General features: G+C 35.4%; 15 protein-coding genes. 14 read left to right on the top strand and 1 reads right to left on the bottom strand.

The window, feature by feature from the left end:
- Nucleotides 1-352: 352 nt before the first annotated feature.
- Nucleotides 353-1,630, top strand: a complete 1,278-nt coding sequence (locus tag ACFIME_RS02170; RefSeq protein ID WP_375633475.1) for a ubiquinone biosynthesis hydroxylase — start codon at nt 353-355, stop codon at nt 1,628-1,630.
- Nucleotides 1,631-3,131: 1,501 nt separating this feature from the next.
- On the opposite strand, the gene ACFIME_RS02165 is transcribed toward ACFIME_RS02170, so the two are convergent.
- Nucleotides 3,132-3,419 (bottom strand): H-NS family nucleoid-associated regulatory protein, encoded by a 288-nt coding sequence (locus tag ACFIME_RS02165; RefSeq protein ID WP_015857007.1) that lies wholly within the window; start codon nt 3,417-3,419, stop codon nt 3,132-3,134.
- A gap of 128 nt (nt 3,420-3,547) precedes the next feature.
- Here ACFIME_RS02165 and ACFIME_RS02160 point away from each other — a divergent pair, with 128 nt between their 5' ends.
- The 13 genes from ACFIME_RS02160 (at nt 3,548) to ACFIME_RS02100 (ending at nt 11,592) form a co-directional block, all read left to right on the top strand.
- Nucleotides 3,548-4,162 carry a hypothetical protein gene (locus ACFIME_RS02160; protein WP_375684415.1) on the top strand — a complete coding sequence of 205 codons (615 nt, stop codon included), beginning with the start codon at nt 3,548-3,550 and terminating at the stop codon, nt 4,160-4,162.
- Entirely contained in the window at nt 4,162-4,785 is a 624-nt protein-coding gene (locus ACFIME_RS02155) for a TrwN protein (RefSeq protein ID WP_375684414.1), read from the top strand. Before ACFIME_RS02160 ends, ACFIME_RS02155 begins: the two co-directional genes overlap by 1 nt.
- Nucleotides 4,786-4,909: 124 nt before the next feature.
- Complete coding sequence (gene korA / locus ACFIME_RS02150) at nt 4,910-5,209, top strand: KorA family transcriptional regulator (protein ID WP_375613158.1); 300 nt, start codon at nt 4,910-4,912, stop codon at nt 5,207-5,209.
- Nucleotides 5,172-5,495, top strand: a complete 324-nt coding sequence (gene trwL / locus ACFIME_RS02145; protein ID WP_375620008.1) for a VirB2 family type IV secretion system major pilin TrwL — start codon at nt 5,172-5,174, stop codon at nt 5,493-5,495. Before korA ends, trwL (ACFIME_RS02145) begins: the two co-directional genes overlap by 38 nt.
- Nucleotides 5,496-5,608: 113 nt before the next feature.
- Entirely contained in the window at nt 5,609-5,929 is a 321-nt protein-coding gene (trwL, locus tag ACFIME_RS02140; RefSeq protein ID WP_375636529.1) for a VirB2 family type IV secretion system major pilin TrwL, read from the top strand.
- Nucleotides 5,930-6,042: 113 nt separating this feature from the next.
- A complete protein-coding gene (trwL, locus tag ACFIME_RS02135; RefSeq protein WP_375655065.1) occupies nt 6,043-6,357 on the top strand; it encodes a VirB2 family type IV secretion system major pilin TrwL in 315 nt (104 codons plus the stop codon).
- A 130-nt stretch (nt 6,358-6,487) separates the two neighbouring features.
- The gene (gene trwL, locus ACFIME_RS02130) at nt 6,488-6,805 is read left to right on the top strand and encodes a VirB2 family type IV secretion system major pilin TrwL (protein WP_375684413.1); all 318 of its coding nucleotides are present in this window, start codon (nt 6,488-6,490) and stop codon (nt 6,803-6,805) included.
- A 33-nt stretch (nt 6,806-6,838) separates the two neighbouring features.
- The gene (trwL, locus tag ACFIME_RS02125; protein WP_375633482.1) at nt 6,839-7,153 is read left to right on the top strand and encodes a VirB2 family type IV secretion system major pilin TrwL; all 315 of its coding nucleotides are present in this window, start codon (nt 6,839-6,841) and stop codon (nt 7,151-7,153) included.
- 130 nt (nt 7,154-7,283) lie between these two features.
- Entirely contained in the window at nt 7,284-7,601 is a 318-nt protein-coding gene (trwL, locus tag ACFIME_RS02120) for a VirB2 family type IV secretion system major pilin TrwL (protein ID WP_375633483.1), read from the top strand.
- Nucleotides 7,602-7,724: 123 nt separating this feature from the next.
- Nucleotides 7,725-8,033: a conjugal transfer protein gene (locus ACFIME_RS02115; protein ID WP_375633484.1), complete on the top strand. Its 309-nt coding sequence runs from the start codon at nt 7,725-7,727 to the stop codon at nt 8,031-8,033.
- A 12-nt stretch (nt 8,034-8,045) separates the two neighbouring features.
- On the top strand, nt 8,046-8,354 hold the full coding sequence (locus tag ACFIME_RS02110) for a type IV secretion system protein VirB3 (protein WP_375613868.1): 309 nt from the start codon (nt 8,046-8,048) through the stop codon (nt 8,352-8,354).
- A 2-nt stretch (nt 8,355-8,356) separates the two neighbouring features.
- Nucleotides 8,357-10,828 (top strand): VirB4 family type IV secretion/conjugal transfer ATPase, encoded by a 2,472-nt coding sequence (locus tag ACFIME_RS02105; protein ID WP_375684412.1) that lies wholly within the window; start codon nt 8,357-8,359, stop codon nt 10,826-10,828.
- Entirely contained in the window at nt 10,825-11,592 is a 768-nt protein-coding gene (locus ACFIME_RS02100; RefSeq protein ID WP_375633486.1) for a type IV secretion system protein, read from the top strand. Before ACFIME_RS02105 ends, ACFIME_RS02100 begins: the two co-directional genes overlap by 4 nt.
- Nucleotides 11,593-11,827: the final 235 nt, after the last annotated feature.

The following is an 11,827-nucleotide window of genomic DNA, read 5'->3' as shown; positions in this document are numbered from 1 at the left end:
ATCTATCATACTAACGAAATGGCCCCTTTCAGGACAAGCATACTGAAGTAACTCACACAACTTAAAAAATACACGACCATCTTTGTTTATTTTTAGTTTTCTTTTTTATCAACCAAGTGTAAAAAGAATTGAAGAAGATATTTAAAAAAGCTTATCCGATAAATCTGTAAGATGAATCACATAAATGATTAAGCAGAAAAACTCTGAAAAACCAATCCGTCATCAGATTGGCGCCAAAAAGAAACCTCGTTCTTGTAAAGCAGAGAGAAAAGTAAAAGTTAAGATATTTTAGGCAATGTAAAAAGATATTCTTTTTAAAAGAAAGCAAACTATAAACAATGGAAGAAGTATTGTGTGTTCTAATCGCAATAAAAACGTACAACCCAATAAAAAAATTAAATCTCATAAAACTAAACAATGTGATCTGCTCATTGCAGGGGGGGCAGCTGTCGGTTTAACCCTAGCGACAGCACTCAAGCAAACAGCCCCTAATCTGAAAATAAAAATCGTTGATGCTGCTCCACAAGGAGATACCCCTGCTTCTAACATACGAACCATTGCCCTTGCTGCTGCTTCTATTCGTATGTTAAAACAATTACAATGTTGGGAATCTATAAAACCCTATGCGCAACCCATTCATTCAATGATCATCACAGATACAAGCACAAATGATCCTGTCAAACCCACTCTTTTAACCTTTGAAGGCGACATTAATCCCGGCGAGCCCTTTGCTGCTATGGTAGAGCATAGAGAACTCATCAACACTTTAAAAAAACGTGTCAAAGATCTCAATATCCCTGTTATTACAAACACCCGTGTCATTGATTTTCATCAAGAAGACCAACATACAACCGTCACTTTAAATAATGAAGAGGTTTGGCAAACAAAATTGCTTATTGCAGCTGACGGAGCCCATTCGAAATTACGCCAAAAAGCAGATCTTAAAAACTTTTCTCATCCCTATAAACAAACAGCAATCATCTGCACAGTTGAACATGAAAAACCCCATAATGGTCAAGCAATTCAACATTTTTTACCTGCCGGTCCTTTTGCTCTTCTCCCTCTCAAAGGCAACCGATCCGCCATTGTGTGGAATGAAGATCATAAAACTGCGCAATATTATCTCAAAGCTGATGCACTTATTTTTGAAACAGAACTCGAAAGACGCATTGGCCATCGATTAGGCAAACTCTCTTGGGATGGCGAACGTCAAGCTTTTCCTTTGAGTCTTTCTTTAACACGTCAATGCGTTAAACCACGTTTTGCTCTCGTTGGCGATGCCGCCCATACCATCCACCCCATTGCAGGACAAGGACTCAATTTAGGATTACGCGATAGCGCTGCCCTCGCTGAAGTGATTATTGAAACAGCACGACTAGGTCTTGACATTGGCTCCCTCACGGCTTTAGAGCGCTATCAAAGCTGGAGACGTTTTGAAATTGTCCGTATGGCTTTAAGCAATGATTGGCTTAATAAACTCTTTTCTAATGATAGCCTTCTTTTACGGATGCTCCGCGATACCGGACTTGGAATCATTAATCAAGCACCAAAAATAAAAAAATACTTCATTCAAGAAGCTGCCGGACTCTCTCCAAATGCCCCACGTCTTCTACACGGCTTCCCACTTTAAGCAAAAATTCATACTATTTCACTTTTTTTACAACCTTTGCCTTCCTCCTCCCATATTTCACTTAACATAAAACTCGACAAGCAAGCTACATTCTAAGAATATTCACCATGCACTGAAAAAACGTTTAATGTCTCAAAGAGGTTACCTTATATCACCACACCTTAAAAGAAGCCATTTCACGGCATAACAAAATAAACAAGACTTTTTAGCACACAACACTTTATTTACAATAATAAGTTCATTGTTCTCATATTGAGTGAGAAATCTAAAGATCATAAAATACCCTTATTTCAAATCTCTCTCACGTTGAAGCAATCAAAATCATTCGCTTGTACATCACAAGTGAGAGTGTCGTATAAATAAAAACAATTAAACAAAGCAACAAAAAGTCTCCCCCTCTCAAGAACTAAGGACTTTAGCAACATTGTAGGCGAGTAAAGTATATAATGGCGCCGGCTTATACTTTTTATTGAAGTAAAAATGGTGGTGTACAATGGATTTTATATGCTCATAGGGACTTTTACGTTATACTATTCACGAAAAGCGCTATAAAATAAGCTTAGTTGCATTGAAAAATTTTTCTTTTAAAAAAGCGCGTAAATTGAAAACATAAATGTATTCCGTTTGGGGCATTCTGCTTCTCAGACAAACTCTTTAACTTATTGTGGAATACCACACGACTTTAGAAAAAATATTCCAATATATAACAAAGTGTTCCGTACTCTATACCATCACACACAATTGTAAAACCGCATATCATCCCTCTATTTCACACCATAAAAGAAGATAAACTGCAATAGAAATGATCCAATCCTTTTATTTTCAAATACGCTCTTTATTCATTATTCATAAACGCTCATAAATGAATTTTAATCACAAACGCTCAGAAATATGTCATAAATTCTATAAAACCCATAACAGCCATAGAAATTTTCCATTTTTCTATATACTCACTCATCTCAACTAAACGAACGATAAATAAAGTAAATGCCTCGTATATAATCTTACAGAAAAAAGACCAAACAAAACCTATAACATCAGGCTTGTTCTACAGAACAGTATTTCAAAAATATAAGTATGCTAATTTATTAACATATTAATTGATAAAATTATCATTTTACATATTGAGTTAAAATCCCTATGCAATAAATTATTCTCATTTCGACCATTTTTGTAAATAATCAATAAAACTCTTTATTTACATAGACTAAAAAGAGCAACGTTAATGAAACGATAAAAAGAAGTAAAATATCCCCCTCTCTCAAATGCCAAAAGCAATTACAATATTCCAATCTGGCATCATCATTATGCTTGCCAGATTATAACAACAAGACCTTTTGCATTTAAATAAACTTTTTCATGCTCCCTATCATTGTATTTGGTAACTCAATACTTTAATATATTCGTTCAGTATATTTATACAATTAAATTACCCAAAAGAGCATACTTCTTGCATTTACATTCCTTGGTATTCCCTTATCTTGTAAAGATCGCACACGTGTTACGTTACTTCGAGTTCATCAAGTGTATACCCATTCTCCAACCACTCTTTAATCCACTTAGGTCTACGTCCACGCCCATTCCATAATTCCCATTGGTTATTGGGATTTCTATAATGGCGCTCTTTGCTCACAAGATCAGCGATGTCAATTCCATGGGCATTAGCAATTTCAAGAATTTTTCGTCGCGCATTTTGTTTTTCCTTTGCTTGCCGTTTTTTTAATTCCACATCGATTTGTGTACGCATCTCTTGTAGTTCATCAAAATTCATATTTTTGAGATCATTCACCTTAATTACTCCCCTTGCAAAAAAGAATTTCTTTTTGCCATATTTTAAACACAATTATAGACAATTTCTGTCTATTTATTATCGAAATTAAAATTACGATGCATATATCACTTTGACGGAGATGTGCTTTGGACCACAAAGAACTGTTTATTGGTACATCAATTACCATCACTGCATCTTTTTTCAGCTCAATCGCTGGAACTGCTAAATGCAGTGCTCAAACACCATCACACCTCTCTGACTCTCATGAATCAGTAGTCAAAAGTAAATATAAATCGTCACTCTATAAGTTATGGCAATACGCAACAAAGAACAAGCCCTCTCTGTATATTGATGGTGTAGTTCATTATGACAAGAAAACCTCCCCTCATACACAACGGCTTTTTACTTCGTATAAATTTTTTTTGAAAAGATTTTTGCAACTAGAGAATTATATAAAACAAGCAGCTTCAATACAGTATCAAAGATTATTATTTTTTAAAAGCAGCGCCTTTCTTCGTGATTCCAATAATATTGGTTGGCGTAATGTACTATATTTTATTCCACACTTTTATCTTGTTGGTTGGATATTCGCATATATTAGAAATATTCTTAGAAGAGAACAAAGCAATAATCACAAGGAATATTCTAAGCTAAACAATCTCATTCTACAAATTTATAAAATCAAAAGACAACGAGAAAAAGCACAACACAGAATTAGCATTTGTATTAATAAAATTCTTCATAATAAGGTGTATTGCTAATGATTGTTCCAGATTTCACATTTTTTGCTGCTGCATACATATCCAATATGCCTCCCATGACATTTTCAGTTGTTGCCGAACAAGAAACGCGGGACAATGTCTATGTAACAGATGATAAAGATAACTTGTTCTATCAATCATCTCAGTTTAAAGAAACAATCGCAACAGCTAAACAGAGTGAACATAATTTTAACATAATTTTAGGGCAAATTAATGTTGGAAATGTGAAATTGTTTTCTCTTTTGGATGCGTTTGATTTTTGCAGAAATATTACAGCTGTACAAAGCGCTTTAACTTACTGCTATGAACAAACAACATCAAAGTGCATCTTTGAAAAAGCGACTTTGCAGTCTGTGCTGAATTTTTACAATGCAGAAAACTCAAACCACACCCGTATGCAAAAAATTACTTCATATATTGGAGTAAAAGCTGCTGTACGAGGAAATGAAGACTTGCAGGAGCCTGTAAAGCTTAAAAAAGAAGAACCAGAACAGACAACTAAAGTAGATTCTCTTCCTCTCTCTTCAAAAGGAGAGGAAGATGCATTTACACATAAAGAAAGTAGCGCCCACGATGCTTTTTCAGCTGAAGATTTTTCTTCATCGAGAAAATCGCTAGAGTGATGATTGATATTTTCACGAAAACCCAGAATTTTGATAGGATATTATAATGAAAGGTAGATAAGAAAATGTTAAAGCTCTAATTAGTAAGATTGAAAAAAATCTCTTCTAATTGAGGGCAAAGATAATGAAAATGATAGAACAAAACAGCGTTGATATGGCATTTAGTCAAAAAGCAGCACGTGAGATTACAGTCGTGATGCTTTCAGAAAGGGAATGGTATTTCACGTTTATTTCCGATGATCCAATCACCGGAAAACCAAATAAATATACGTTACTTACACAAAGAGGAAAACTAAGAACTTGGGCTGATCCAAAATATCTTTTTAAGTTTCTTCATGAACGAGGGGTCATTTGTGGGAGTTTTAATCTTAATCAGGATAAAGAACATGAAACAATTAAATATTCTTCACACAACAGCTCGTAATAAAATTGCTGCATTTTCTGCAGCTTTAACCGTATTTTTTACGGCACATCCCATATGCGCTCAAGCACAAGTTTTGGGCAAGGCAAAGACAGCTTTAGATGCCCTGAAAACAGATCTTATTGGACACATTATCCCTGTTGCTGCTGCCGTTATACTTTTATGCCTAGCAATTGGTTATGCAGGGCGCTATATCGGAAAAGATACATTCGTACGCTGGGCAATCGGGGTCGTTATCGCTGGTTCAGCAGCTGAGCTTGTCAAAATGCTATTTGGAACAGCTCCATAAATTATATGTAAGTATAATTTTAACAAAATAGATTTTACTTATTAATTTTAGATAAATTAGTAATAATCTCAATGATGTTGAAAATAACGATAAAACTCTTAAGAGAATAGAAAATGAAACAATTAAGTAAATCGAAATCAAAAAATAATCGAATTATTGCATTTTCTGCAGCTTTAACCGTATTTTTTACGGCACATCCCATATGCGCTCAAGCGCAAGTTTTGGGCAAGGCAAAGACAGCTTTAGGTGATCTGAAAACAGATCTTATTGACAATATTATCCCTGTTGCTGCTGCCGTTATCCTCTTGTGCTTAGCAATTGGTTATGCAGGACGCTATATTGAAAAAGAAACATTTGTACGCTGGGCAATTGGTGTTGTCATCGCTGGTTCAGCAGCTCAACTTGTTGGAATGCTATTTGGAACAGCTCCATGAATTATACGTAAGGATAATTTTAACAAAATAGATTTTACTTATTAATTTTAGATAAATTAGTAATAATCTCAATGATGTTGAAAATAACGATAAAACTCTTAAGAGAATAGAAAATGAAACAATTAAGTAAATCGAAATCAAAAAATAATCGAATTATTGCATTTTCTGCAGTTTTAACCGTATCTTTTATGGCACATCCCATATGCACTCAAGCGCAAGTTTTGAACAAAGCAACGACAGCTTTAGGTGCTTTGAAAACAGATCTTATTGACCATATTATCCCTGTTGCCGCTGCTGTTATCCTCTTGTGCTTAGCAATTGGTTATGCAGGACGCTACATCGGAAAGGATACGTTTGTACGTTGGGCAATTGGTGTTGTCATTGCTGGTTCAGCAACTGAACTTGTCTCAATGCTGTTAAAACCGTAATGAATTATACGCAAGTATAATTTTAACAAAATAGGTTTTATTTATCTATTGTAGATACACTGATAATAGTATTATTTAATGTAAAATAATAACACATAGCATTCATAAATGTTTATTGAAAGAATAAAAAATGAGAAAATTAAATAATTTCAAATCACAAAATAACAACAGAATCATAGCAATTTCTGCAGCTATAACGACATTTTTTATGACTCATCCTATATGTGCTCAAGCACAAGTTTTGAGTCCAGCAAACAAGGCTTTAAAAAGTTTACAAGATGATCTTGTTAAATACATTATCCCTGTTGCTGCTGCCGTTATCCTCTTGTGCTTGGCAATTGGTTATGCAGGACGCTACATCGGAAAGGATACGTTTGTACGTTGGGCAATTGGTGTTGTCATTGCTGGTTCAGCAACTGAACTTGTTGGGATGCTGTTTACTAAGTAATAATAAATTTAAATATAATTATTGGTTAAAAAAATGAAGAAATTGAATAATTTAAAGTCAAAAAATAATCGAACCATTCCAGCTTCTGTAGCTATAACCGCGTTTTTTATGACTCATCCTATATATGCTCAAGCACAAGTTTTGAGTCCAGCAAACAAGGCTTTAACAGCTCTACAAAAAGATCTTATTGACAATATTATTCCTGTTGCTGCTGCTGTTATACTTTTGTGCTTAGCAATTGGTTATGCGGGACGCTACATCGGAAAAGATACATTTGTACGATGGGCAATTGGTGTTGTTATCGCAGGCTCAGCAACTCAACTTGTTGGAATGCTGTTTAAAGCATAATGAATTATATATAAGGATAATTTTAACAAAATAGATTTTATTTATCTATCGTATATACACTGATGATAGTGTTATTTAATGTAAAATAATAACACATAGCATTCATAAATGCTTTCTGAAAGGATAAAAAATGAGAAAATTAAATAATTTCAAATCACAAAATAACAACAGAATCATAGCAATTTCTGCAGCTATAACAACATTTATTACGGCTCATCCTGTACATTCCCAAGCGCAAGTTTTAAAAGCTAAAGATGCTTTAACAGCTCTACAAACAGATCTTACTACCCATATTATTCCTGTTGCTGCTGCTGTTATACTTTTGTGCTTAGCAATTGGTTATGCAGGACGCTACATCGGAAAAGACACTTTTGTACGCTGGGCAATCGGTGTTGTCATCGCTGGTTCAGCAACTCAACTTGTCTCAATGTTGTTTAAAACATCGTAAAGTTAACGATAAATAAAGTTAATAACAAAACGAGTAGTAGCTGTATACCAGTAGTAATATCGCTCATACTACGAAAAAAGGAATATTATTTAGAGCAATTTTAATTAAAAGGGGATAAAAGATATGAAGCAATTAAACACACTTCAGGTAAAAATATATAAGATTAGTGTTATTGTTATCACTTCAGTTATGTTATTAATAACTCAATCTGCATATGCTCAGACGGAAACAAAGAGTTTAGATGTTTTCATAGGGATGCAATATGGATTAAGTATAATTATTCCTATCGTTGCTGCTATCATTCTTTTATTACTTTTGCTTATTTATATATTTCGCATTATCGCAAGAGCTACATTTATGCGATGGGCATTCAGTGTCATTATTGCTGGTGCAGCTTTTTATATTAGCCACATATTATTTCACCTCCAGTGACGAGAACATTCCATGAAATCGCAAGAAAAAAAAGAATTCCCCCTATTCAAGGGAGCAACACGTGTTCCAACGATATGGGGTGTTCCCATGATGCCATTTATCGTTATGGTTATGGGGGTTGCTGTTATTGCTATGACAGTAAGTATCTTTTTGTGGATTATAGCACCTCCATTATGGTTTATTATGGTGCAAATTACTAAAAACGATGATAAGGCGTTTCGTATCTGGTGGTTATGGATCGATACTAAATTTCGCAATCGCAATAAAGGTTTTTGGGGCGCATCAAGTTATAGTCCCTCTGATTATAGTAAAAGGAGATAAACATGACAGCTGTTGAAAGCAGCAAACGCCTTGCATCAGAGACACCTGTAAGCCTGTTTCTGCCTTATTCACATCATATTACAGATACAATTATTTCTACTAAAAATGCGGAATATTTATCAATTTGGAAAATTGACGGGCGTTCGCATCAAAGCGCTTCAGAAGAAGATATTTTTCAATGGATAAAAGAGCTTAACAATACTCTACGGGGTCTTGCATCAGCCAATTTATCATTTTGGACGCATATTGTGCGCCGCCGTGTTTATGAATATCCTGATTCAACATTTGATCAAATGTTTTGCTATCAACTTGATGAAAAATATCGACAAAGCTTTACTGGTTATAATTTGATGGTCAATGATTTATATCTGACTGTCATTTTTCAACCGATAGCGGATAAAATTATGTCGTTCTTTTCTAAACATGAACGTGAAACGCTTGATCAAAAAAAGATGCGACAAGACACATGTATCAAAGAACTCAATGACATCAATCGTACTTTAGGCCAATCTTTAAACCGTTACGGTGCAGAACTTCTTGGTGCTTATGAAAAAAATGGGCATGTTTATTCTTCTGCACTTGAATTCCTTGGAATGCTTGTCAATGGTGAATATCGCCCTATGCCAATTTGCCATGACCGTTTTGCTGACTATATGTCTGTCAATCGACCTTTTTTCTCAAAATGGGGCGCTCTTGGTGAACTGCGAACAACCAGTGGAATGCGTCGATTTGGAATGCTGGAAATTAAAGAATATGATGCAACAACCAAACCAGGACAATTGAATGTTTTGTTGGAAAGTGACTTCGAGTTCGTATTGACGCAGAGCTTTTCGGTGCTCTCCCGACATGCTGCTAAAGATTATTTACAACGGCATCAGCGTAATCTGATTGATGCACGAGATGTGGCAACGAGCCAAATTGAACAAATTGACGAAGCACTAAACCAGCTTATCAGTGGGCATTTTGTCATGGGAGAACATCACTGCACATTAACGATCTATGGTGATACAATTCAACAAGTTCGCGACCATATGGCCAAAGCAAGTGCAGCATTACTAGACGTTGCGGTACTGCCCAAACCTGTAGACTTAGCAATAGAGGCTGGCTATTGGGCACAACTTCCTGGCAATTGGAAATGGAGACCGCGTCCTGCTCCGATTACATCATTGAACTTTTTATCATTTTCATCTTTTCATAACTTTATGTCAGGAAAACCCACTGGCAACCCATGGGGACCAGCCGTCACAATTCTTAAAACAACCAGTAAAACGCCGCTTTATTTCAATTTTCATGCCTCCAAACTTGAAGAGGACTCGACAGATAAACGTTTACTTGGTAATACCGCGCTTATCGGACAATCTGGTTCGGGTAAAACCGTTTTACTCGGCTTTTTGTTAGCACAAGCACAAAAATTTAAGCCGACAACTGTTGTTTTTGATAAAGATCGTGGTATGGAAATTGCCATTCGGGCGATGGGTGGAAAATATTTAACATTCAAGCCAGGCAGAAAAAGTGGTTTCAATCCTTTCCAACTCCCACCCACACAAGAAAATCTTATTTTTTTGAAACAATTTGTTAAAAAATTGGCAGAAGCTGGTGGTGAAGTCACGCACCACGACGACGAAGAAATTAACAAAGCAGTTATGTCTGTTATGAGTGCTAACATTGACCGATCACTCCGTCGTTTGTCCTTTCTAGTACAATTTTTACCAAATCCACGTTTAAGTGATTATAATGCTCATCCATCTGTTCATGCTCGCTTACTAAAATGGTGTGAAGGTGGTGATTATGGGTGGTTGTTTGATAATCCCCATGATGCTCTTGATCTCTCAACACATCAAATTTACGGCTTTGATATCACGGAATTTTTAGATAATTTTGAAACTCGCACTCCAGTGATGATGTATTTGCTTTACCGCACAGAAGGCATGATTAGCGGACAGCGATTTATGTATATCTTTGACGAGTTTTGGAAGCCTTTGCAAGATCCGTACTTTGAAGATTTAGCGAAAAATAAACAAAAGACTATCCGTAAACAAAATGGTATTTTTGTTTATGCAACACAAGAACCTAGCGATGCCTTGGAAAGTAATATTGCCAAAACACTCATTCAACAGTGTGCAACTTACATTTTTCTAGCCAATCCCAAAGCAAATTATGAAGATTATACAAAAGGCTTTAAACTAACAGATGCCGAATTTGAACTCGTTAAAGGACTTGGTGAATTTAGTCGCCAATTCCTCATTAAGCAGGGTGATCAATCTGCGCTTGCAGAACTGAATCTTGGTAAATTCCATCTGACACGCGATGGAAAAACCATCGAACACGACTTTAGTGACGAGCTCTTAGTGTTATCAGGAACGCCTGATAACGCAGAGTTAGCTGAAAGCATTATCGCAGAAGTTGGTGATGATCCGGCAATATGGTTACCAATTTTCTTACAGCACGCAAAAAATGACAGGAGGGAAACATGAAAAAAAAGGTCATTTCAATAGTAGTTGTAATAACTTTAGGGATTTCAAACCCAGCGATGGCTTGGGTTTGGGGCGCTGGGGCGGCGGATTTGTCGGCATCCGTTCCAACGAAGTGGCCCAATTTTTTTGGAAGTTCATCTTCAAATACATCAAAGTCTAAAAAAACTCCACAGCAAAAGAAAGCGCCACCTGATGCCCAACTTCTCGATATGCTAAAAAAACACCTTGAGGAAGTAAAAAAGATACACGAATCTATAACGGGAAGCCAAAAATTCGATACTAAAAAACTTAAAAATGTACAAACAGATCACAGTAGCTTTTTTCTCAAAAATCCAGAGAATCTCTACAATAGAAATAAAACTTCTGCTCTATCTACATCATTTGAAAATATTTTAAAAGAAGAAGAAATTCCTGTCACTATCCATGAATCTAGCAGTTTTATCAACAAGCGCATCCAATATGCAGCCATCACTGATAAAGCCGTAAGTTTAAAAACTTTTCAAGAAGCAAACAATCGTTTTCAGCAAATTGAAGAACTATTAAACGAAATCACGACAACAAAAGATCTAAAAAGTATTGCCGAGTTACAAGCACATATAATTGGAATGCTTGCTATGCTACAAAATGAAACAGCAAAACTACAAATGGTTACACATTTACGCAACGCTGAACATACACTTATCAAACAACAGAAAGATAAGCATAACATAAAAATTTTGAATAGTAAAAACACGAAAATGCCTACCATAAGATTTATTAGGTAAAGCTTTTATAATAACATTTTGTATATTATTTTCCTGTATGCTCGTAAAAAGAAAAAGTTAATGCGTAATACTCAATTCTCTCTCATAGATCGAAAAGGTCTACGAAGTTTCATTTTATCCTTAAAAAATTCAACGAAAAATGCTTAAAAATCATATAAAAAGTTGAAAATTCGTTAAAGAGGAATGCCATGAACTTCACTATGTTCACGCAACTTTTCGATAAAATTAACCAGGT

The organism is Bartonella sp. AP1QHHD (assembly GCF_042196265.1).
Classification (GTDB): Bacteria; Pseudomonadota; Alphaproteobacteria; order Rhizobiales; family Rhizobiaceae; genus Bartonella.
This window is presented reverse-complemented; position numbering and strand designations above follow the sequence as displayed.